Below are 21,184 nucleotides of genomic sequence, written 5' to 3'. Positions count from 1 at the left end.
CAATGGCCGGACATGCAGGCCGCCTACGCCGGCGACGACTACGTGGTGAAAATCCGCGACAAGGAGCTGCGCACCCGGCTGGTCTCGCACACGCTGTCCGGCACCAAGGTGCGCAAGGTGGCCCTGCCGCGCTACGAGGACGACGGCGAGGTGCTGCGCTTCCTGATGTCCGAGAACGTGCCCGGCTCCTTCCCGTTCACGGCCGGCGTGTTCGCCTTCAAGCGCGAAGGCGAGGACCCGACCCGCATGTTCGCCGGCGAGGGCGACGCCTTCCGCACCAACCGCCGCTTCAAGCTGGTCTCCACCGGCATGGACGCCAAGCGCCTGTCCACCGCCTTCGACTCGGTGACCCTGTACGGCGCCGATCCCGCCATCCGTCCGGACATCTACGGCAAGGTCGGCAACTCGGGCGTGTCCATCGCCACGCTGGACGACATGAAGGTGCTGTACGACGGCTTCAACCTGTGCAGCCCGAGCACCTCGGTGTCGATGACCATCAACGGCCCGGCGCCGACCATCCTGGCCATGTTCATGAACACCGCCATCGACCAGCAGATAGCCAAGTTCGTCGAGGAGAACAAGCGCCAGCCCACCGACGACGAGGCGGCCAAGATCCGCGACTGGGTGCTGATGAACGTGCGCGGCACCGTGCAGGCCGACATCCTGAAGGAGGACCAGGGCCAGAACACCTGCATCTTCTCCACCGAGTTCTCGCTGAAGGTGATGGGCGACATCCAGGAATACTTCGTGCACCACCAGGTGCGCAACTTCTACTCCGTGTCCATCTCCGGCTACCACATCGCCGAGGCGGGCGCGAATCCGATCTCGCAGCTGGCGTTCACCTTGTCGAACGGCTTCACCTTCGTGGAGGCCTACCTGGCGCGCGGCATGCACATCGACGACTTCGCGCCCAATCTGTCGTTCTTCTTCTCGAACGGCATGGATCCTGAATACACGGTGCTGGGTCGCGTGGCGCGCCGCATCTGGGCGGTGGCCATGCGCGACAAGTACGGAGCCAACGACCGCTCGCAGAAGCTGAAATACCACGTGCAGACCTCGGGCCGCTCGCTGCACGCGCAGGAGATCGACTTCAACGACATCCGCACCACGCTGCAGGCGCTGATCGCCATCTACGACAACTGCAACTCGCTGCACACCAACGCCTACGACGAGGCCATCACCACGCCGACCGACGAATCCGTGCGGCGGGCGCTGGCGATCCAGCTGATCATCAACCGCGAATGGGGCCTTGCCAAGAACGAAAACCCGAACCAGGGTTCCTTCATCATGGAGGAGCTGACGGACATGGTGGAGGAGGCGGTGCTGCAAGAGTTCGAGCGCATCGCCGAGCGCGGCGGCGTGCTGGGCGCGATGGAGACCGGCTACCAGCGCGGCAAGATCCAGGAGGAATCCATGCTGTACGAGCACCAGAAGCACGACGGCACCCTGCCCATCATCGGCGTCAACACCTTCCGCAACCCGAAGGCGAGCGGCGTGCCGGCGCCGATCGAGCTGGCGCGTTCGACCGACGATGAAAAGCAGTCGCAGCTCAAGCGCCTGGAGGACTTCCACACGCGCAACGCCGCGCAAGCGCCGGCGGCCCTCGCGGCCCTGCAAAAGGCCGCCATCGACAACGACAACGTGTTCGCCAGGCTGATGGACGCCGTGCGCGTCTGCTCGCTGGGCCAGATCACCAGCGCGCTGTTCGAGGTGGGCGGACAGTACCGCCGCAATATGTGATGCAACGAGCTGAACTGCGAAAGCTGCGGCAGGCCGCCGCCCGTCATGACGCCGAAGCGATCCTGTACTTATTGCAGCGCTCGGTGAAATTTGGACACAAGCGGCTGGCCTTGTTGCGTTGTATTCAGGCCGAGCGCATGGGAGCCACGGTTGCTCCGGAGTTGCTGCGTTATTGCCGGGGCGTCGCGGCGCACACGCGGGAAGACGTGCTTCACCGATTAATGCGCCAGGCATGCGAAGAACTCAAGGGGGCGGTGCCATGACCGATCTTGCCGATGCAAGCAAACTGAAACCGGGCCGGCCGCGGCGAGGCGTGATGGACGGCGGCAATGTGTCGCATTCAAGGATGCGCCTGCTCACCGAAAGCGAACTTGACGGCAACTGCAAGGGCTGGGATGGCAAGACCACCTTCAGGCTATGCAACGGCGAAGTGTGGCAACAATCCGCCTTCAGGGTCAGGTGCCTGCATCTTGCCAGCCCGGCCGTGCGGGTATGGCGCATCGGCGGCGCCTCGCTGCTGGAATTCGAGGGCGTGCGCGAGCTGCTGCCCGTCGAGCGCAGGGCCGGCCCCGCGGCGGACTGACGGGCTGTTCTTAAAAAAAGCGGGCAGGGATGTTTTTATTGACCTGCCCTGGCTCTTGGTTCAAGATGTCGGAGAAAACTGATACTTGGACCATATGCAAATGAAAGACACCGAAGGGCTGAAACCGGCCAGGCCGGCCAAATCCGCGTCCAGGGCCAAACCGGATTCGTGGCAGGCCGAGAAAAGCCAGATGACGCGCGCCTCGATTCTCGAGGCCACGCTGCAATGCCTGGTGAAGATCGGCTATGCGCAGACCACCGCCGAGAAGATCGCAAGCCAGGCCGGCGTCTCGCGCGGCGCGATGACCCATCACTTCAAGTCGCGCGCCATGGTGTTCAACGCGGCGGCCAAGTACATCATCGAGAAGCGCGCGGAGGAGTACGAGCGGCTGATCGGCGGCATCGTGGTGGCGCCCGGAACCCTGCCTAGCGAAAAACACATGCGCGAGTCGATCACGGCCTGTCACCAGTATTACGCGACCCCCACCTTCGTCGCCCTGCATGAATTGCTGCGCGGGGCGAGGACCGACAAGGCGCTCAAGCGCGCCATGACGGCGCTGGAAAAGTCGCTGGACGAGAAAATCTCCGACGCCATGCTCAAGCGTTTTCCCTACCTGGCGGTGGTCGAGGATACGCGCGAGATGCTGATGGACCTGATCATGTCGTCGATGCAGGGCGTGGCGGTGGACATGGCGCCGCACCTGAAGAAGGGCAAGCGGCTGGAGCGCCTGCTCGACTTGCTCGCCGCCATCGCGATGCGGGAGTTTTCCTCGGCGTACGCGGCGGCCGACGCCTCCGGGACGGCGCCCGGGAACGCGCGGGCGAGCGCCTGAGCGTTCCGCGACGCCGGCCCGGCCGGCGTTTTTTTTGGGCTTTAAAATAAAAACAAAGAAGAATGTTTGTGTGATTCTGGTTGTTGGAGTGGGTGCCAGAATTAGCTTGCGGCGCCAATTCGCTTGTGGCATATTCTTTAGAAATTAATACGCGTTGCAAAATTAAGAAACGCGGACGACCCGCCCAGTCACATATGGAGACCAGCATGCTGAACGAAAGAGACGTATTGGCCGAGGTCGTGAAGCGCGCCCTGAGGCACGTGGACGCCGGCACCACCGACAGCGCCGACGCGCCGTACCGCCATCCCACATGGACCTATACGGACCCCGAGCTGTTCGAACAGGAAAAGGTGAAGATCTTCAAGGAGAGTCCGCAGATGGTGGGTTTCAGCTGCGACTTGCCGGGGCCGGGCTCGTTCACCACCTTCGACGACCTGGGCGTGCCGGTGCTGCTGGTGCGCGACAACGACGGCAAGGTCAACGCCTACCTGAACGCCTGCCCGCACCGCGGCGCGCGCCTGAAGGAGGGCTGCGGCAAGGCCAATTCGATCAGCTGCCCCTACCACGCGTGGGGCTTCGACCTGAAGGGCAAGCTGCGCACCATTTTCAAGGAAGACAGCTTCGGCCGCGTCGACAAATCCTATTACGACCTGGTGCGCCTGCCGGTCGAGGAAAAGTACGGCGTGATCTACGTGGGCCTGGACCCCGACATGAAGTTCAGCATCGACGGCCATCTCGGCGACCTGGCGCCTTACTTCGCCATGTGGAACCTGGACGACATGAGCTTCGTCAACATGCACGAATTCCACATGAACACCAACTGGAAGCTGGCGCTCGACACCTTCTGCGAAGGCTACCATTTCGGTCCGCTGCACAAGGATAGCGTGGGCGACTACACGATGGGCAACCTGTCGCTGTACGACCGCTTCGGCCCGGAGCGGCGCCACCACCGGATGACCTTCGTCAATGTGACGATCGCGGGCCTGAAGGAAATCCCGGTCGAGCAGTGGACCACCAGCGTCTTCGACCACTTCGCCTTCGTCCACTTCATCTATCCGAATATCTCGCTGCTGGTGTCGCCCAACGCGGTGGAATTCTTCCAGCTGTATCCCGGCGCCACGGTGGGCGAGCACTTGACGCGCTACCGCTGCTACTGGCGCGGCGACCTGAACCGCCCAAGCGAGGGACTCGACCCGCAATCCCACTTCCGGTTCATCCGCGACGTGGTCGACAAGGAAGACTACTGGGTCAGCGCCAATGTCCAGAAGAGCCTGAACGCCAACATCAAGCCTTACAACACGTTCGGGAAAAACGAACCGTCGCTGATCGACATGCACAAGACCTTCCTGCGCGCGGTCGGCAGGACGCCCGTCGAGGCGCCGCTGGAGAAAGTCGGCGCGGACTGAGCGCCGTCCGCCACGCACGCGTCCGGCGCCCAGGCGCCTCCAACACATTCAGGAAGGGCAGGGCATGAGCATTTTTCTTCAGGCGACAATTGAAATCGACGGCGCCGGTTACCAGCGCTTCGTCCAGACCATGGCCGAGTGGGTGCCTATCATCGAGACTTCGGGATGGAAGCTGCACGCGGCCTATATGCACCGGACCGGCCGCCTCAACACCGTGATCGACATCTGGGAACTCGAGGACATGGCCCATATGGACCGCGGCTTCCAGCACTTGATGGCGCATCCTCGGTTTGGCGAGTTCAAGCGGGTGCTGGACGAAACGGTCAAGCGCGAAACGCTGGTCGTCCTGCAGAAGTTTTCTTACGCGTCCTGACGCACTGGAGCGGCGAGCGTGGGCCATCGAACGCCAACCGGGCAGGCGCGGGATGCGCGGCAGGTAGCCGTGCCGGACGCGCCGGAGCGGCGCGCGCCATCCGGCGCACGCGACGTGTCCGCGTGGCGGGCCAAACTCAATCCGCCCTCGGTGAGCTCGTCGCAGGTCGAGCGGGCGGCGATCCATGCGCTGGTCGGCGGCGCGCCGGCGGTCCGGCTGGTGCTGGTCCGGGCGCCGGCCGGCTTCGGCAAGACCACGGCGATGATCCAGATGCGCCGGCAAATGGAAGAGAAGGGCAGCGCGACCGCGTGGCTGACGCTCGACCAGGCCGACAACGACGCCTCGCGTTTCCTGTCCTGCCTCGATGGCGCCGTGTCGCACATCGTGGCCGGACGGGCGCCCGACGCGGCCGCGGCGCGCGCGCTCGCGACGCCGCGCGACGTGGTGCTGCGCCTGGCCGACGCCCTGGCCGATTTCCAGTCGCCGTTCGCGCTGTTTCTCGACGAATTCGAGCATGTGCAGGATCCGGTGGTGCTTGGCCTGCTGCGCGAAATCCTGGTCCAGCTGCCGCGCAACGGGCGGATGGTGATCGGCTCGCGCACCCTGCCGGCGCTCGGCCTCGGCCAGTTGCGCGGCCGCGGCCAGATGCTCGATATCGACGCGTCGCATCTGCGGTTTTCGCTGCCCGAGGCGGGGGAATTCCTGTGCCGGCGGCGGCTGCCCTTGCGGCCCGAGGACCTGTCGGCACTGCACCAAAAGACCGAGGGCTGGGTCGCCGCGTTATGGCTGGCCTCGCTCGCGCTGGAGCGCCGCGGCGGCCACGGGGAGTTCATCGGGCGTTTTTCGGGTTCCAACCAGGCCGTCACCCAATACCTGGCGGACGACGTGCTGGCCCAGCAGCCGCCGGCGCTGCGCGATTTCCTGCTGCGCACCAGCATCCTGCGCTATCTCGACGCCCCCTTGTGCGACGCGCTGACCGGCCGCGGCGACAGCGCCGCGCTGCTGCGCCAGCTCGATGCGGCCAACCTGTTCCTGACGCCGATCGACGGCGAACAGGCGACGTACCGCTACCACGGCCTGTTCGCCGATTTCCTGCAAGGCCAGCTGGCGATCGAACGTCCAGGCCAGGCCGGGCGGCTGCACCTGGCCGCGTCGCGCTGGTTCGCGTCGCAGGGACGGCCGGTGCCGGCCATCGACCATGCGATCGACGCCAACGACACGGCGGAGGCGATACGCCTGCTGGCGGGCCACGCGCGGGAACTGCTGGCGCAGGGGCGGATCCGCCTGCTCACGCGCTGGTTCGACGCGCTGCCCGAGGCGGCGCTGCGTCCGCATCCCGACCTGCAGGCGGTGCGCGTCTGGGCCCTGTGCATGATGCGCGGCCCCGGCGAGGCGCTGGCGCTGCTGGAACGCTGCGAATGCGGCCGGGCCGGCGGTCCGGCGACGGCGGTGTCCATCGTCGCGCTGCGGCCGGTGCTGCTGGCGATGATGGACGACTACGAGCAGGCCAGCGCCATCGGCGGCGCCGCCCTGGCCGCCGTCCCGGCCGGCGACACCTTCGCCCATACCATGCTGACCAACGCGATGGCCGACGTCTACTCGGTGCTGGGCCAGTACCAGCAGGCGCGCACGCTGCTGGGCGCGGCGCGCCTGCGCCAGGGCGAATCCGGCGCGTTCAACGCGATGTACTCGGAATCGGTGGAGGGCATCATCGACCTGCACGAAGGCCGCATCCGGCAGGCGGGCGCGCGTTTCCGCATGGCCTTGCGGGCGTCGCACCAGGGCAGCTACAGCCAGGCCCATGGCAATGCCTGGGCCGGCGTGCTGCATGCCAACGCCCTGTACGAGGCGGACGACTGCGCGCAGGCCGAACACCTGCTGAACATCTACCTGCCGCTGGCGATCAGCGCCGGCATCCAGGATCACATGATCACCGCCCACGTGACGCTGTCGCGCATCGCGTTCCAGCGCGGCGACGTGGACCTGGCGTTCCAGATGCTGACCGAACTCGAATACCTCGGGCATCGCCGCGGCCTGCGGCGGCTGGTGGCCGGCGCCCGGCTGGAACGGGCGCGCGTGTATGGCTTGCAGGGCCATCTCGACGCGGCCGGGGCCGAACTGGAACGCGCCGACGACCGCGGTCTCTGGCCGCGTCTCAAGGGCCTGCGGCTGGTGGCCCATGATGTGGAATACCTCGAGCTTGGACGCTTGCGCCACCAGGTCGCGGCAGGGCGGTACGCGGCGGCGCTGCCGCTGCTGGACGGCGAGATCGCGGCGGCGCTGGACGCCTCGCGGCACCGGCGCGCGCTCGCGCTGCGCCTGCTGCGCGCGGTGGCGCTGCACGGTCATGGCGATCATCGCGGCGCCCACGCGGCCCTGGGCGGGCTGCTGCGCGCCACTTGCAACGAGGGCGCGATCCACCTCGTCCTCGACGAGGGCCCCCGGGCCGGCGCGCTGCTGCGCAGCTATATGGCGGCCCAGTTCCAGGGGCGGCCGGACCAGGGCGACCCCTTGTTCGCGGAATACCTGCAGCGGCTGCTGCAGGGCTTCGGCCCGGCCACCGAGCCGGAAGCCGCGGCCGCGCCCGGCGCCATGCCGGCCGAAGCGCTGACGCGCCAGGAACTGCGCGTGCTGGCGCTGCTCGCGGAAGGCCATTCGAACATCGCGATCGGCGAGAAAATGTTCGTGTCGGCCAATACCGTGCGCACCCACCTGCGCGGCGTCAACGCCAAGCTGGGCGCCACCAGCCGGACGCAGGCCGTCGCCTTGGCTCGGCGGCTCGGCGTCATCGGCTGACCGATCGGTTGACGCGTCGGCGGGAGCGTGGTTGACGGTGGGGCAAGCGTAGCTTCCGGCCGTTCCCCGCATCAATCGTCTGAACGGACGAAGCCGGGTCCGCCGCGTCTGATTATCATCGGTCGCTATCCCCATCAGCCAATCAGAAAAACCATGGCCATCGACTTTCGACCCCGCTGGACCGATACGGACCTGGAACTGTACCGCGACACGGCGGTGCGCTTCATCGAGCGGGAGATGCTGCCGGACGACGGCGCCGCGCGCCAGCGCGGCCACGTCGGCCACGCCTTGTGGCGCCGCGCCGGCGAAGTCGGCCTGCTCTGCTCCGACATACCGGAGCAATGGGGCGGGGGCGGCGGCGATTTCCGGCACGAGGCGGTGCTGTACGAGGAAATGGCGCGCCGCAGCCTGACCGGCATGAGCGTATCGGTGCACAGCATCGTCGCCCATTACATCCTGAACCACGGCACCGAAGCGCAGAAGGCGCGCTACCTGCCGCGCATGGCGAGCGGCGAGCTGGTCGGCGCGATCGCGATGACCGAGCCCGGCGCCGGTTCGGACCTGCAGGGCATCCGCACCCGCGCCATCCGCGCCGGCGGCGAATACGTCATCAACGGCGCCAAGACCTTCATCACCAACGGCTTGCTGGCCGGCCTGGTGCTGGTGGTGGCGCGCACCGCGCCGGAGCAGGGTTCGCGCGGCATCTCCATCCTGATCGTTGAAACCGCCGGCTGCCAGGGCTACCGTGTCGGCCAGCCGCTGGACAAGATCGGCCTGAGGGCGCAGGACACGTCGGAACTGTTCTTCGACGATGTGCGCGTGCCGGCCGACATGCTGCTGGGCGGCGAGGAGGGCAGGGGCTTCGCGCAGTTGATGTCCGACCTGCCGTATGAGCGCCTGATCATCGCCGTGATGGCGGTCGCGATGATGGAGGGCGCCTACCACGAGACGCTGGCCTATGTGCGCGAACGCATGGCGTTCGGCAAACCGGTGGCGGAGTTCCAGAACACGCGCTTCAAGCTGGCCGGCGTCGCCACCAGCGTGAAGGCCGCGCGCGCCTTCGTCGACCGCTGCGTGGAAGACCTGGTCGAGGGCAGGCTCGATACCGTCACCGCGTCGATGGCCAAGGCCTGGGCCTCGGACCTGCAGGGCAAGGTGGTCGACGAATGCCTGCAGCTGTTCGGCGGCTACGGCTATACCAACGACTACCTGATCGGCCGCATGTACGTCGACGCGCGCGTCCAGCGCATCTATGGCGGCACCAATGAAATCATGATGGAAGTGGTCGCGCGGGCGCTGTAGCCCGCCGCGCTTTCGCAACTGGAGAACCGTATATGTCGGAATACAAGTGTGTCACGTTCGAAGTGGACGACGGGGTGGCCATCGTCACGCTGAACCAGCCGGAGAAACGCAATCCGCTGTCGCCGCTACAGGCGGAGGAACTGCTCGCCGTGCTGGCGCGCGTGCGCGCGGACCGTTCGCTGCGCGTCCTCATACTGACCGGCGCCGGCAAGTCCTTCTGCGCCGGCGCCAATCTGGACGACATGGCCGCCGGCGGCGATCGAGGCAAGTCGCTGGGGGAGTCGACCGCCGACGCGATGGAGGCCTTGTGGAACCCCTTGATCCTGGCCTTGCAGGACATGCCGGTGCCGGTGCTGACCGCCATGAACGGCGGCGCGGTCGGCGGCGGGGCCGGCCTGGCGCTGGCGGCGGACGTGGTCATCGCGGCGCGCTCGGCCTACTTCTACCTGCCGTCGATGCCGCGCCTGGGCCTGGTGCCCGACCTGGGCGGCAGCTGGTTCCTGCGCCGGCAGGCCGGCCGCGCGCGGGCGATGGGCCTGACGCTGCTGGGCGAGCGCCTGTCGGCGGAACAGGCGGCGCAGTGGGGCCTGGTCTGGCTGTGCGTGGACGATGACGATCTGCGCGCCGAGTCGCTGGCGCTGGCGCGGCGGCTGGCGGCGCTGCCGGCGCATGCCGCCCTCGAAACGCGGCGCGCCGACCGGGCGGCCGGCGGCGCCGCCCTGGCCGAGCAGCTGGCCTACGAGGCGGCGCGCCAGCGTGAACTGATCGACCGCGATTGCTTCGCCGAGGGCGTGCGCGCGTTCGCCGAGCGGCGCGATCCGGTGTTCCCGGGCCGTTGACGGCCCGCCGCGTGGTCTTTTTTTAGCAATTCCAACAGGAGTGGAGCAATGACACAGAATATGGTGGCGCCGGGGCTGGTCGCCGGCGAAGGGGCGGGAGCCCGGCTGCTCGGCGGCAAAAGCCGCGGCGACGGCAGGATCGTGTTTCCCATGCCCTCGGGCCCGGAAGCTGAACGCTACGAGGAGGTGGAACTGGCGGCCGAAGGCACCTTGTGGTCGTTCACGGTGCAGCGCTTCGCGCCGAAGCGGCCCTACGATGGCCCGTCCGGCGAGGCGGATTTCCAGCCCTACGCGGTCGGCTATGTGGAGCTGGCGGGCCAGCTGATCGTCGAGGCGCGCCTGGACACGGCGGATTTCGCCAGCCTGCGCCTCGGCATGCCGATGCGCTTCACGCTGCTGCCCTACCGCCGCGGTCCGGACGGCGGCGAGGTGCTGACCTACGCCTTCCGCCCGGTTTGCCCAAACAACGAGGAGAAACCATGAGCGGCAATGTGCGTGTGATCGGGACCGGCATCCATCCCTTCGGCCGCCACGACGGCAAGACCGGCCTGGACCTGGGCGTGTTCGCGATCCGCGAAGCGCTGGCCGACGCCGGCGTCGCCTGGAAGGACGTGCAGTTCGCCTTCGGCGGCTCGGCCGCCTCCGGCGACGCCGACGCGGTGTTGCCGCGCATGGGGCTGACCGGGGTGCAGTTCATCAACGTGGCCAACGGCTGCGCCACCGGTGGCTCGGCCCTGCTGGCAGGCTACTGGGCGATCAAGTCGGGCGAGTTCGATCTCGGCGTCGTGGTCGGCTTCGACAAGCATCCGCGCGGCGCGTTCAACGCCGACCCGGTGGCGGCGGGGCTGCCGATGTGGTACGGCCAGACCGGCATGATGCTGACGACCCAGTTCTTCGCCATGAAGATCCAGCGCTACATGGCCCTGCACGGCATCTCGGCCGAAGCGCTCGGGCTGGTGGCGGAGAAGGCGTATGCGAACGGCGCGCTGGCGCCGCACGCGTGGCGCCGCGAGCCGGTCAGCCTGGAGACCATCATGGGCAGCCAGATGGTGTCCGATCCGTTGACCAAGTTCATGTTCTGCTCCCCGGCGGAAGGGGGCGCCGCGCTGATCCTGGCCTCGGAACGCAAGGCGCGCGAACTGGGCCTGGACGGCCCGCTGCTGCGCGGCGCGGCGGTGCGCACCCGGCTGGCCGGCTCGTTCGAGGTGTTCGCGCCCTCGCTGGAGATCGAACGGGCGCCCTCGCCGACGCAAATCGCGTCGAGGGCGGCCTACGAGATGGCCGGCGTCGGCCCGGCCGATATCGACGTCGCACAGATCCAGGACACCGAATCCGGCGCCGAAATCATGCACATGGCGGAGAACGGTTTCTGCGCCGACGGGGAGCAGGAAAAGCTGCTGCGCGCGGGCGCGACCAGGCTGGGCGGAAGCTTGCCGGTCAATACCGACGGCGGCTGCCTGGCGTGCGGCGAACCGATCGGCGCCTCCGGCCTGCGCCAGGTGGTCGAGAACGTGCTGCAGCTGCGCGGGCGCGCGGGCCGGCGCCAGGTCGAGGGCGCCCGGCTGGCCTACACGCAGGTGTACGGCGCGCCCGGCATGTCGGCGGTCACCATCCTGGAAGCCTGAAGCGGCGGGCACCGCTCACGCGACGTCCGCCGCGACGGGGGCGGGACGCTTGCGCCGCGCCAGCGTGCGCAGGGCGAGCGCCTGCGCCTCGCCGGTGGTCGCGCCCGCCGCGAGCACCAGGAAGCCGCGCACCGCCTCGTCCGCCATGCGCGCCACGCCGATGTCGCCGATGGTCCATTTGCGCATGACGGCGAAGGCGAGGTCGGTCATGTCGCCCTCGATCTGTTCGCGCGACAGGAAGGGACTGATCTGCTTGAGCCGTTCGAGCCGCAGCAGCCAGGGCCGGACGTTCCCATAGGACAATTCCCGCATCATCGCGATGGTGTCCTTGTGCACCGCCGGCGCGAAATACAAGTCCATCACCGCCTTCAGGTAATTGCGCTGGCGTCCGAAATGCATGCACACGCGCGCCAGCCGCTCGATCACGCCTTCCATCGTGTCGGGGGCGGTCGCGAACCGCATGCGCGCGACTTGCTCGAGATAGTTCTCCTGGATCGCCAGCCCGACGATGCGGTCCTTGCTGCCGAAGGCGTTGTACAGCGTGCGCTGCGCGACATCGGCGCGCTTGCTCAGCTCGCGCATGCTCAGGTTCTCGATGCCGTTCTCTTCGATCACGCGCCTGGTTTCGCTCAGGATGCGCTGGCGCCGTTCATTCATCGGCGCGCTGTCGTAGACCGGCATCACGCCGGTGGGGGCGGGCGAAGCCGCGCCGCCGCGCGGCTTGCGGTTGGTGCTAGCCATGTTTGTTGGACCTTTGTGGTTCGGTGGGCGTGGTCGACACGGCGCAATTCGTCGTTTCGGACGAAGCCGGAAGTTCGCCGCGGCCGTAGACTGGCTTGCATGTTGCGGCTGTTTCCCTCGGCGTCCATCTATTTTCGAAAAATATAACATGAATCAATATTTGCACCAAGGCCGTACCGTACAGGCCATAAGCGTGGACCAGGGCTTCGCCGAGCTGCGCTTCGACCGCGGCGGCGAGGCGATCAACAAACTCGACCGGCTTGCGCTGGCCGAGCTGCGCGAGGCGGTCGCCGCGATCGCCGCCGCGCCCGGCCTGCGCGGCGTGCTGGTCACCAGCGCCAAGGAGGTGTTCATCGCCGGCGCCGACATCACCGAGTTCGGCGCGCTGTTCAAGCGCCCCGAGGCCGACATGCTGGCCCACTTCCGGCTTGGCAACGACACGCTGTCCGCCCTGGAGCGGCTGGCCGTGCCGGTGGTCGCCGCGATCAACGGCTACGCGCTCGGCGGCGGGCTGGAACTGGCCCTGTGCTGCGATTATCGCGTGATGTCGGAGGCGGCCCAAGCGGGCTTGCCGGAAGTGTCGCTGGGCCTGTTCCCGGGCCTGGGCGGCACCGTGCGCCTGCCGCGCATCGCCGGCCTGGACGTGGCGATCGAGTGGATCGCCGGCGGCAAGCCGCGCGGCGCGGACGCGGCCTTGCGCGCCGGCGTGGTGGACCAGGTGGCGGCGCCGGACCGGTTGCGCGCCGCCGCGCTGGCATTGCTCGAACATGCCGCCGCGAACGAGCCGGATTGGCGGGCGAGGCGCGCGGCCAGGCAGGCGCCGGTGCCGCTGGGCATCGCCGCCGCGCGGGAATGGTTCCGGCTGGCCAGGGAGCGCGTCGCGAAAAACAGTCCGAAACACCAGCCCGCCGCGATGATGGCGCTGGAATCGATGGAGGCCAGCTGGCCGCTGGCGATCGCCGCGGCGCTCGAGGTCGAAGCGCGCCAATTCACCCGCGTCGCCAAGACCCAGGCGGCGGCCAGCCTGGTCCAGGCCTTTGTCAGCGAGCAGGCGCTCAAGAAACTCTGCCGCGTCCATGCGCGCGAGGCGCGTCCGGTCAAATCGGCCGCCGTGCTGGGGGCCGGCATCATGGGCGGCGGCATCGCTTTCGCCAGCGCGCTCAAAGGCGTGCCGGCGCGCATGAAGGATATCTCCCAGGGCCAGCTCGACCTCGGCTCGGGCGAGGCGGACAAGCTGCTCGCGCGCCAGGTCCGGCAGGGGCGGCTGGCGCCGGACCAGGCCGAGGCGGTGCGGCGCGGCATCGTCGCGCAGCTCGACTACGCCGGCTTCCAGCAAGTCGACCTGGTGGTCGAGGCGGTGGTGGAGAACATCGATGTCAAGCACGCCGTGCTGGCCGAGCTGGAAACCATGATCGCGGAGGACGCGATCATCGCGTCGAACACCTCGTCGCTGCGCATCGACGATCTGGCCGTTCCCTTGTCCCGCCCGCACAACTTCGTCGGCATGCATTTCTTTAATCCGGTGCCCGTGATGCCGCTGGTCGAAATCGTCAAGGGCGAGAAGACCGGCATGGCGGCCGTCTCGGCCGCGGTGGGCTACGCGGCGGCGATGGGCAAGACGCCGGTGGTGGTCAAGGACTGCCCGGGCTTCCTCGTCAATCGCATCCTGATCGCCAACACCCGCGCGTTCTGCCAACTGGTGGCGGACGGCGCCGACTTCGAACTGGTCGACCGGGCGATGGAGGATTTCGGTTGGCCGATGGGCCCGGCCTACCTGATGGACGTGGTCGGCATGGATACCGGCAGCCATGTCTGCAAGGTGATCGCCGCCGGCTATCCGGAGCGCATGGCCAGCACCTGGCAGGACGTGCTGGAACTGATGGTCGGGCACAAGCGCCTCGGCCAGAAGACCGGCGCCGGCTTCTACCGCTACGAGGCCGATCCGGCGGGCAAGCCGGTCAAGCACCACGCGGCCGACAGCCACGCGCTGATCGCCAGCGTGCAGCCGCGGGGACGGCGCGATTTCACGGACCGGGAGATCGTCGAGCGCCTGATGCTGCCGATGATCATCGAGGCCGCCGCCGCGCTGGAGGAGGGCGTCGTCGCCACCCCCGCCGAACTGGACATGGCGCTGCTGCTCGGCATCGGCTTCCCCCGCTACGCGGGCGGCGCGCTCAAGTACGCCGACTGGCTCGGCATGGAGCACGTCCTGGCGCTGAGCGACAAATACGCCCACCTGGGGCCGCCGTACCTGGCCACGCCCGGGATGCGCCGGATGGCCGCGCGCGGCGCGCGTTTTTACGCGGATTGAATTGAACTCGACGCATCGAACAGGAGAATGAGCATGGCAGAAGCATACATCGTCGCCGCCGCGCGCACCGCCGGCGGCCGCCGCAACGGCAGGTTGTCGGGCTGGCATCCGGTCGACCTGGCGGCCCAGGTCATCAACGCGTTGGTGGACCGCAGCGGCATCGATCCGGCCCGGGTCGACGACGTGCTGATGGGCTGCGTGAGCCAGGTCGGCGAACAGTCGACCAATGTGGCGCGCAACGCGGTGCTGGCGTCGAAGCTGCCCGAGAGCGTGCCTGGCACGTCGATCGACCGCCAGTGCGGTTCCTCTCAGCAGGCGCTGCATTTCGCGGCGCAGGCGGTGATGTCGGGTACGATGGACTTCGTGATCGCGGCCGGTGTGGAGAGCATGAGCCGGGTGCCGATGTTCACGCCGTCCGAACTGGCGCGCGCCAACGGGCTGGGTTATTACATGAGCCCGGAGATCCGCGGGCGCTACCCGGAGGGCGATTTCAGCCAGTTCGTCGGCGCCGACATCATCGTGAAAAAGTATGGCTATTCGCGCCTCCAGCTCGACGAGTACGCGCTGCTCAGCCACCAGCGGGCCGCCGCGGCGATCGAGGCGCATGCGTTCAAGGATGAAATCGTGCCGGTGGAAGTGACCCTGGCCGATGGCGCCAGCGCCTTGCACACGGTCGACGAAGGGGTGCGCTTCGGGGCCACGCTGGAAGCCATCGGCAGCGTCAAGCCGCTGCGCGAAGGGGGCAGCATCTCGGCCGCGAACGCCAGCCAGGTGTGCGACGGCGCCTCCGGGGTGCTGGTGGTGAGCGCCCGCGGCCTGAAGGAACTGGGCGTCGCGCCGCTGGCGCGCATCCACCATATGAGCGTGCTCGGGCACGATCCGGTGGTCATGCTGGAGGCGCCGATTCCCGCCACCAAGCTCGCCCTCAAGAAGGCCGGCATGGGCATCGGCGAGATCGACCTGTACGAGGTCAACGAGGCGTTCGCGCCCATCCCGCTGGCCTGGCTGCGCGAGCTGGACGCCGACCCGGCGCGCCTGAACGTGCATGGCGGCGCGATCTCGCTGGGCCATCCGCTGGGCGCCTCGGGCACCAAGCTGATGACCACGCTGATCCACGCGTTGCGCCGCCACAACAAGCGCTACGGCCTGCAAACCATGTGCGAGGGCGGCGGCATGGCCAACGTCACCATTATCGAACGCCTTTGATCCCGGGACCACGATGAAACTCGATTCCTCGATCGCCGCCGTGATCACCGGCGGCGCCTCCGGCCTCGGCGCGGCCACCGCGCGCGCCCTCGCGGCGCACGGCGCCAAGGTCGCCATCTTCGACCTGGACGCGGCGCGCGGCGAAGCGCTGGCGTTGGAGCTGGGCGGCGTGTTCTGCCAGGTCGACGTGCGCTCGGAAGCGGAGGTCGATTCCGCTTTCGCCAGGGCGCGCGCGGCCCATGGCCAGGAACGCATCCTGGTCAACTGCGCGGGCACCAGCAGCGCGGCCAAGACCGCCGGCCGGGATAAAACCAGCGGCCAGGTGACGCACTTCCCGCTGGACGCCTTCGACCGGGTGATACAGGTGAACCTGGTGGGGGCCTTCCGCTGCATCGCCAAATCGGCCGCCGGCATGCTGTCGCTGGCGCCGATGGCGGACGGCGAACGCGGCGTGGTGGTCAACACCGCGTCGGTGGCGGCGCAGGACGGCCAGGTCGGGCAAGCCGCGTACGCGGCCTCCAAGGCCGCCATCGTGGGCATGACGCTGCCGGTCGCGCGCGACCTGATGAACGAGGGCATACGCGTCAACACCATCATGCCGGGGCTGTTCGACACGCCCTTGCTGAACGGCCTGCCGGAACACGTGCACGCCGCGCTGAGCGCATCGGTGCCGTTTCCGAAACGCCTGGGCGCGCCGCCGGAATACGCGGCGCTGGTCGAGCTGATGATCACAAACCGGTATTTCAATGGCGAGAGCGTGCGCCTGGACGGCGCGATCCGCCTGGCGGCGCGCTGATCGCATTAAAAAGTGATGCGCGTATCAAAATTTCCGGAATGGCCCGGCGCTTGTGTTGCGGCGCAATATCGGCGGCGTTCTTCCGGTTGGTGGTTGATCTTTGCGGAAAGATGAACTACCCTCAATATCAATAAAAACATTTCTGTTTGTATTTTTGTGGTTGTGTCTTTGATTAAGCGCCGCGAGGCGCATGACTTGGAGGTGATGTCGAACAATCCGCCCCGCGAATACCGGACACAAAAAACCATCGGATTCGCGCCGGCAGCCATGCCGGAAAACGGAGAACAAGAAATGTAGCGCCACTTCCGGGCACAAGGGGGTGGCCACTATCAACCTGGAGGAGACAAGAATGAAGTATGGGAGCGGAAAATCATTGGGTCGCGGTTCGCTAAGCCGCGTGATGGCGGCGGGTATCGCCGTGGTCGCGGCGGCGGCGGGGGGCCAGGCGATGGCGGGCAAGATCGATACCGGCAATCCGGACGGCGAGCTTCGCTGGGATAACACGGTCAAGTACAACGCCGGCTGGCGTATGCAACAACGCAACGACGCGATCGGCGACGCCTGGGGCTACCAGGCCGGCGACTACAAGTTCGACAAGGGCGACATGGTGACCAACCGCGTCGACCTGTTCACCGAGATCGATTACGTCTACAAGAGCCATTTCGGCTTCCGCGTGTCGGGCGCGGCCTGGTACGACGCCGCCTACGACGAGGACGTGCGCGGCAACCCGCGCTTCGCCGGCCCGCTGGCCGGCACCGCCTACCCGAACAACAAGTTCACCCGCTTCGCCAGGCGCTACAACACCCATTCCGGCGAACTGCTGGACGCCTTCGTGTTCGGCCGCGTCGAGCTGGGCGACATGCCGCTCAGCGTGAAGGCGGGCCGGCATACCGTCTACTGGGGCGAATCGCTGTTCACGCCGATTCACGGCGTGTCGTTCGCGCAAAGCCCGGCCGATTTCCGCAAGGCCCTGAACACGCCCGGCATCGAAGTGAAGGAACTGTTCCTGCCCTTGAACCAGGTATCGGCCCACATGCAGGTGAGCGATACCGTCTCGGTCGCCGCCCAGTACATGCTGGAGTGGAAGCCGTTCCGCCTGCCGGACGGCGGCACCTACCTGTCGCAGGGCGACATCATCGGCAACGGCGGCACCAACTTCCTCGGCATTCCGATGAACGGCAACCTGCACACCGGCCGCGACGCGGTGCCCAAGGACAGCGGCAACTGGGGCGTGATGATGAAGGCGTCGCCCGAATGGCTGGACGGCACCGTGGGCCTGTACTACCGCAAGTTCGACGACAAGGTGCCGGCGGTGCTGTCGCCCGGGGGCACCTTCAGCGAACTGCACAACGCCTACGCCAGGGACGTCAAGCTGGTCGGGGTGAGCCTGGCAAAATCGGTCGCCGGCGTCTCGATCGGCGCCGAGCTGGTGCACCGCGAGAACACGGCGCTGGCGACGTATTTCGGCGCGGCCGACATCGCGCGCGGCGACACCTGGCACGCGCTGGTGAACGCGCTGGCCTACGTCGGCAAGACGCCCGCCTTCGATTCCGCGACCGTGCTGGCCGAATTGACCTATAGCCGCCTGGACAAAATGTACAGCGGCAGCGCGGCCAATTACAACGGCGTCGACTACGCGCACTGCAAGATGGGCGAGCCCGGCTACGGCGCCTACCAGCGCATCGACGGCTGCGCCACCAAGGACGCGTTGGGCCTGTCGCTGGCGTTCACGCCGACCTGGTTCCAGGCCTTCCCCAGCGTCGACCTGAGTTTGCCGATGAGCTACAGCGTCGGCCTGGCGGGCAACTCGCCGGTGGCGGCGGGCGGCAACAAGGGCAGCGGTTCGTGGAGCGTCGGCCTGGGCGCGGACTACCTGGCCAAGTACCGGATCAACCTCGCCTACAACGCCTATTTCGGCGATTTCGGCACCAACACCGGCTTCCTCGGCACCCAGGCGATCAACGGTTCCACCAACGCCGGCAATGGCTCGCTGAAGGACCGCGGCTGGCTGTCCTTGACGCTGAAGACCACATTCTAAGTATCGACAGGAGACATCAAGATGTTCCACAAGATCAAAATCATGACCGCGTTCGCCGGGATCGCCGGGATTGCCGTAGCCAATGCGGCGTTTGCCGGCGCAGAGGAAGACGCCGCCAAACTTGGCACCACCCTCACGCCGTGGGGCGCCGAGAAGGAAGGCAACAAGGAAGGGACCATCCCCGCCTACACCGGACCGATCAAGCCGCCCGCCAGCTACGACCCGAAAAAGCCCGGCGTGCGCCCCGACCCCTTCGCCGGCGAGAAACCCTTGTTCTCGATCGACGCGAAGAACGTGGACAAGTACGCGGACAAGGTCAGCGAAGGCAACAAGGCCATGCTCAAGAAGTATCCGACCTACCGCATGGATATTTACCCGAGCCACCGCACGGTGAACTATCCGAAGTACGTGCTGGACAACACCAAGAAGAATGTGGGCCAGTGCAAGACCGTCGCCGACGGCCTGCAAGTGGAGAACTGCTATGCCGGCTTCCCCTTCCCGTTCCCGAAGACGGGCAGTGAAGTGATGTGGAACCGTCTGTGGAAGTTCGACGCCCACATGGTCGAATCGGCGGGCATGACCGGTACCGTGGTCGATACCCAGGGCAACCGCACCGTCACCGGCGTCGGCAAGATGTGGATCGATTATCCGATCTACAACCCGGCCAAGACCACGCCGGTCGCCCTCAACGAGACGTATGGACGGATCCGCATCGATTACACCGATCCCCCGCGCAAGGCCGGCGAGAAGTTGATCGTGCTCGATGCCGTCGACATGGTCGGCACGGGCCGCAAGGCCTTCTCCTACCTGCCTGGCCAGCGCCGCGTCAAGCTGGCGCCGGACATCGCCTACGACACGCCCAGCCCGACCGGCGGCGGCGCCGGCACGGTCGACGAGGCGGCGGTCTGGTACGGTTCACTGGACCGCTACAACTTCAAGCTGATCGGCAAGAAGGAAATGTACATTCCGTACAACGCCTACAAGATCCGCGATCCGCAGCAATGCCCAAGCGCGGTGGCGATGAAGACCAAGAATCACCTGAATCCGGATTGCATGCGCTGGGAGCTGCACCGCGTATGGGTGGTCGAGGCCACGCTCAAGACCGGCAAGCGCAATGTGTATGCCAAGCGCACGCTGTACTGGGATGAAGACATGCCGGGCATCGGCATCTCCGACAACTACGATTCGACCGGCCAGATCTACCGCACCACGCACTCGCTGCCGATCTCGCTGTATGAAACGCAGGGCCATTCGACCGATGAATGGGTGACCTACGACCTTGCGACCGGCAACTACGCGCGACAGGAGGACGTCACCGACACCGGCGGCTGGATAGTCACGCCGGCCAAGCCGTCGTCGTTCTTCTCGCCGGAGGCCCTGGCGGGCGAGGGCGTGCGCTAACGCCGACACAGGACACGCTAAAAGAGGACATAGTCCCGCAGCGCGAACCCCGGCCGGCGCGACCTGCCCCGGCCGGGATCGAGTGAATTTTTGTAGGAGACGCCGCCATGCGGTTTGATCAGTTATGTATTCTTCGCGGCTTGGCCGGCGCCATCCTGGCCGGCCTGCTGGCCGCGCCGCTGGCCGCCACTGCCCCGGCATTCCAGCCACCGCAGGAGCAGGGCGCGATGCCCAGCCGCCTGGCCGCCACCAGTCCCATCCTGGCGCTGGCCAGGGCCGGCGAGCGCATCGTCGGGGTCGGGCAGCGCGGCCACATCGTCATCTCGGACGACGGCGGCCGGCAATGGCGGCAAGCCGCGTCGCCGGTCAGCAGCGACCTGCTGGCGGTGTCCTTTCCCACGCCCACGCGGGGCTGGGCGGTCGGCCATGGCGGCGTGGTGCTGCACAGCGCCGACGGCGGCGCCAGCTGGACCCGCCAGCTCGACGGCCGCCAGGCCTCGGCCCTGGCGATCCGCCACTACGAGGCCAGGGTGGCCGCCGGAGACCAGGCCGGCCAGTTCCTGAAGCGCGAGCAAAGCCTCGCCGTCGACGGCACCCAGCCCTTCCTCGACGTGTACTTCGAAAGCGAGACCACCGGCTACGTGGTGGGCACTTTCAACCGGCTCTTCCGCACGCAGGATGGCGGCAAGACCTGGACGCCATGGATGGACCGCAGCGACAACCCCGACGAACTGCACTTCTACGCGATACGCGGCGGCCCGCACGGCGTCTACCTGGCCGGCGAGCAGGGCATGGTGTGGCGGCTCGACGCGGCCAGCCAGCGCTTCGTCGCCATGCGCACGCCCTACAAGGGCACCCTGTTCGGCGTGGTGAGCGCGGGCCCGGGCGGCCTGCTGGTGTTCGGCATGCGCGGCAGCCTGCTGCGCACGGCGGACGAGGGCAAGAGCTGGGAAACCATCTCCACCGGGAATCCGGCCGGCATCACCTCCGGCACGGTGCTGGCGGACGGCACGATCGTGCTGGTCAACCAGGCCGGCGGCATCGATCTCAGCAGCGACCATGGCAAGTCCTTCCAGGCGCGGAAGAGCGCCCGGCCGATGTCGTATTTCGGCGTCGCCGCCCTGGACGGCGGCAGGATCGCCCTGGCCGGCTCCGAAGGCGTGCGCCTCGAAACCGTAAAGTGACAGGAAGACAA

18 protein-coding genes are annotated in these 21,184 nt (G+C 67.3%); 17 read left to right on the top strand and 1 reads right to left on the bottom strand.

From position 1 onward, the window contains the following. From BM436_RS31430 to BM436_RS31380, 11 genes are all read left to right on the top strand, one after another. On the top strand, positions 1-1,740 hold a 1,740-nt coding region (locus BM436_RS31430; RefSeq protein ID WP_229490905.1), incomplete at its 5' end, for a methylmalonyl-CoA mutase family protein. After that, positions 1,740-2,003 carry a hypothetical protein gene (locus tag BM436_RS31425; RefSeq protein ID WP_093560262.1) on the top strand — a complete coding sequence of 88 codons (264 nt, stop codon included), beginning with the start codon at positions 1,740-1,742 and terminating at the stop codon, positions 2,001-2,003. The genes BM436_RS31430 and BM436_RS31425, both read left to right, overlap by 1 nt. After that, positions 2,000-2,323, top strand: coding sequence for a hypothetical protein (locus BM436_RS31420; RefSeq protein ID WP_143133387.1), 324 nt, complete (start codon positions 2,000-2,002; stop codon positions 2,321-2,323). The genes BM436_RS31425 and BM436_RS31420 overlap by 4 nt, the downstream gene beginning before the upstream one ends. A gap of 100 nt (positions 2,324-2,423) precedes the next feature. Beyond that, positions 2,424-3,155: a TetR/AcrR family transcriptional regulator gene (locus BM436_RS31415; RefSeq protein WP_093560258.1), complete on the top strand. Its 732-nt coding sequence runs from the start codon at positions 2,424-2,426 to the stop codon at positions 3,153-3,155. Positions 3,156-3,361: 206 nt separating this feature from the next. Continuing rightward, positions 3,362-4,561 (top strand): aromatic ring-hydroxylating oxygenase subunit alpha, encoded by a 1,200-nt coding sequence (locus tag BM436_RS31410; RefSeq protein ID WP_218164968.1) that lies wholly within the window; start codon positions 3,362-3,364, stop codon positions 4,559-4,561. Positions 4,562-4,625: 64 nt separating this feature from the next. After that, positions 4,626-4,934, top strand: a complete 309-nt coding sequence (locus BM436_RS31405; protein WP_093560256.1) for an NIPSNAP family protein — start codon at positions 4,626-4,628, stop codon at positions 4,932-4,934. A gap of 18 nt (positions 4,935-4,952) precedes the next feature. Then, positions 4,953-7,730 carry a winged helix-turn-helix domain-containing protein gene (locus BM436_RS31400; protein WP_229490903.1) on the top strand — a complete coding sequence of 926 codons (2,778 nt, stop codon included), beginning with the start codon at positions 4,953-4,955 and terminating at the stop codon, positions 7,728-7,730. A 153-nt stretch (positions 7,731-7,883) separates the two neighbouring features. Beyond that, on the top strand, positions 7,884-9,032 hold the full coding sequence (locus tag BM436_RS31395; RefSeq protein ID WP_093560254.1) for an acyl-CoA dehydrogenase family protein: 1,149 nt from the start codon (positions 7,884-7,886) through the stop codon (positions 9,030-9,032). Positions 9,033-9,064: 32 nt separating this feature from the next. Next, entirely contained in the window at positions 9,065-9,871 is an 807-nt protein-coding gene (locus tag BM436_RS31390; RefSeq protein ID WP_093560252.1) for an enoyl-CoA hydratase-related protein, read from the top strand. 48 nt (positions 9,872-9,919) lie between these two features. Then, positions 9,920-10,354 (top strand): Zn-ribbon domain-containing OB-fold protein, encoded by a 435-nt coding sequence (locus BM436_RS31385; protein ID WP_218164967.1) that lies wholly within the window; start codon positions 9,920-9,922, stop codon positions 10,352-10,354. After that, complete coding sequence (locus BM436_RS31380) at positions 10,351-11,496, top strand: thiolase family protein (protein ID WP_093560249.1); 1,146 nt, start codon at positions 10,351-10,353, stop codon at positions 11,494-11,496. Before BM436_RS31385 ends, BM436_RS31380 begins: the two co-directional genes overlap by 4 nt. Before the next feature lie 15 nt (positions 11,497-11,511). Here the strand turns inward: BM436_RS31380 and BM436_RS31375 are convergent, their stop codons facing one another. Continuing rightward, positions 11,512-12,237, bottom strand: a complete 726-nt coding sequence (locus tag BM436_RS31375) for a TetR/AcrR family transcriptional regulator (protein ID WP_177307677.1) — start codon at positions 12,235-12,237, stop codon at positions 11,512-11,514. A 148-nt stretch (positions 12,238-12,385) separates the two neighbouring features. Here BM436_RS31375 and fadB point away from each other — a divergent pair, with 148 nt between their 5' ends. From fadB to BM436_RS31345, 6 genes are all read left to right on the top strand, one after another. After that, entirely contained in the window at positions 12,386-14,548 is a 2,163-nt protein-coding gene (gene fadB, locus BM436_RS31370; RefSeq protein ID WP_093560245.1) for a fatty acid oxidation complex subunit alpha FadB, read from the top strand. A gap of 33 nt (positions 14,549-14,581) precedes the next feature. Next, on the top strand, positions 14,582-15,754 hold the full coding sequence (locus BM436_RS31365) for an acetyl-CoA C-acetyltransferase (RefSeq protein WP_093560267.1): 1,173 nt from the start codon (positions 14,582-14,584) through the stop codon (positions 15,752-15,754). Positions 15,755-15,767: 13 nt separating this feature from the next. Then, complete coding sequence (locus tag BM436_RS31360) at positions 15,768-16,550, top strand: SDR family NAD(P)-dependent oxidoreductase (RefSeq protein WP_093560243.1); 783 nt, start codon at positions 15,768-15,770, stop codon at positions 16,548-16,550. A 349-nt stretch (positions 16,551-16,899) separates the two neighbouring features. After that, entirely contained in the window at positions 16,900-18,588 is a 1,689-nt protein-coding gene (locus BM436_RS31355; protein ID WP_093560241.1) for a DUF1302 domain-containing protein, read from the top strand. A 21-nt stretch (positions 18,589-18,609) separates the two neighbouring features. After that, the gene (locus tag BM436_RS31350; protein WP_093560235.1) at positions 18,610-19,989 is read left to right on the top strand and encodes a DUF1329 domain-containing protein; all 1,380 of its coding nucleotides are present in this window, start codon (positions 18,610-18,612) and stop codon (positions 19,987-19,989) included. Positions 19,990-20,096: 107 nt separating this feature from the next. Beyond that, a complete protein-coding gene (locus BM436_RS31345; protein WP_093560233.1) occupies positions 20,097-21,173 on the top strand; it encodes a WD40/YVTN/BNR-like repeat-containing protein in 1,077 nt (358 codons plus the stop codon). The last annotated feature ends 11 nt before the right edge of the window (positions 21,174-21,184 follow it).

The sequence above is a fragment of the Pseudoduganella namucuonensis genome, from assembly GCF_900116645.1.
Taxonomy (GTDB): Bacteria; Pseudomonadota; Gammaproteobacteria; order Burkholderiales; family Burkholderiaceae_D; genus Rugamonas; species Rugamonas namucuonensis.
This window is presented reverse-complemented; position numbering and strand designations above follow the sequence as displayed.

Coding starts and splice junctions, on each gene's coding strand:
- BM436_RS31390 (WP_093560252.1), top strand. CDS start 9,065: ATGTCGGAATACAAGTGTGTCACGTTCGAAGTGGACGACGGGGTGGCC.
- BM436_RS31360 (WP_093560243.1), top strand. CDS start 15,768: ATGAAACTCGATTCCTCGATCGCCGCCGTGATCACCGGCGGCGCCTCC.
- BM436_RS31365 (WP_093560267.1), top strand. CDS start 14,582: ATGGCAGAAGCATACATCGTCGCCGCCGCGCGCACCGCCGGCGGCCGC.
- BM436_RS31345 (WP_093560233.1), top strand. CDS start 20,097: ATGCGGTTTGATCAGTTATGTATTCTTCGCGGCTTGGCCGGCGCCATC.
- BM436_RS31395 (WP_093560254.1), top strand. CDS start 7,884: ATGGCCATCGACTTTCGACCCCGCTGGACCGATACGGACCTGGAACTG.
- BM436_RS31405 (WP_093560256.1), top strand. CDS start 4,626: ATGAGCATTTTTCTTCAGGCGACAATTGAAATCGACGGCGCCGGTTAC.
- BM436_RS31350 (WP_093560235.1), top strand. CDS start 18,610: ATGTTCCACAAGATCAAAATCATGACCGCGTTCGCCGGGATCGCCGGG.
- fadB (WP_093560245.1), top strand. CDS start 12,386: ATGAATCAATATTTGCACCAAGGCCGTACCGTACAGGCCATAAGCGTG.
- BM436_RS31375 (WP_177307677.1), bottom strand. CDS start 12,237: ATGGCTAGCACCAACCGCAAGCCGCGCGGCGGCGCGGCTTCGCCCGCC.
- BM436_RS31425 (WP_093560262.1), top strand. CDS start 1,740: ATGCAACGAGCTGAACTGCGAAAGCTGCGGCAGGCCGCCGCCCGTCAT.
- BM436_RS31415 (WP_093560258.1), top strand. CDS start 2,424: ATGAAAGACACCGAAGGGCTGAAACCGGCCAGGCCGGCCAAATCCGCG.
- BM436_RS31355 (WP_093560241.1), top strand. CDS start 16,900: ATGAAGTATGGGAGCGGAAAATCATTGGGTCGCGGTTCGCTAAGCCGC.
- BM436_RS31385 (WP_218164967.1), top strand. CDS start 9,920: ATGACACAGAATATGGTGGCGCCGGGGCTGGTCGCCGGCGAAGGGGCG.
- BM436_RS31380 (WP_093560249.1), top strand. CDS start 10,351: ATGAGCGGCAATGTGCGTGTGATCGGGACCGGCATCCATCCCTTCGGC.
- BM436_RS31420 (WP_143133387.1), top strand. CDS start 2,000: ATGACCGATCTTGCCGATGCAAGCAAACTGAAACCGGGCCGGCCGCGG.
- BM436_RS31410 (WP_218164968.1), top strand. CDS start 3,362: ATGCTGAACGAAAGAGACGTATTGGCCGAGGTCGTGAAGCGCGCCCTG.